This is a genomic window from Vibrio sp. 1402, assembly GCF_033340275.1.
The window spans coordinates 1-871 of sequence record NZ_JAWOWE010000139.1 but is presented as its reverse complement, the minus strand read 5'-3'; the positions used below and the strand labels follow the sequence as shown (position 1 = coordinate 871).

General features: G+C 48.6%; 1 pseudogene. It reads left to right on the top strand.

Annotation, left to right across the window (positions count from 1 at the left end):
* Nucleotides 1–871 (top strand): annotated as a pseudogene (locus R7044_RS24655) (PHP domain-containing protein); the annotation flags it as partial.

The following is an 871-nucleotide window of genomic DNA, read 5'->3' as shown; positions in this document are numbered from 1 at the left end:
AAGAACCTCACGTTACTGATTTCCAAAGCGTACTTACGTGGCCACGTTCAGCACCAACCTGTGATTGATAGGGCGTGGCTGGCCGAGATGTCAGAAGGCTTAATCGTTCTATCTGGTGCTAAAAATGGCGATATCGGCAAAGCGCTGCTTAAAGGTAACCGTAAACTGGTTGAAAGCTGTGTAGAGTTTTACAAACAGCATTTCCCGGACCGTTTCTATCTAGAATTGATTCGTACAGGCCGTCCGGATGAAGAGACGTACTTGCACTTTGCCATCGATCTCGCTGAGCAACATGACTTGCCCGTGGTCGCGACAAACGAAGTGGTTTTCCTAAGTGCAGACCTTTTCGATGCGCATGAGATTCGTGTTGCGATTCATGATGGTTACACACTAGAAGACCCACGAATCTCATGCGCATCGAAAAGGTCTGCACAAAAAATTACAGCCCGCAGCAGTACCTTCGCACTGAAGAGGAAATGTGTGAGCTGTTTGCTGATATTCCAGAAGCGCTAGAAAACAGTGTCGAGATCGCCAAGCGTTGTAACGTGACCGTTCGTTTGGGTGAATACTTCTTGCCAGCCTTCCCAACAGAAGGGATGGAAGAAACTGAATTCTTGGTCATGAAGTCGCGAGAAGGTTTGGAAGAGCGTCTAGAGTTCCTATTCCCTAATGAAGAAGAGCGCAAAAAGCGCCGTCCAGAATACGACGAGCGTTTACAAATCGAACTCGACGTAATCAACCAAATGGGGTTCCCAGGCTACTTCTTGATCGTAATGGAGTTCATCCAGTGGTCGAAAGACAACGCGATTCCAGTCGGTCCTGGTCGTGGTTCGGGTGCCGGTTCTTTGGTGGCCTACGCGCTGAAAATCAC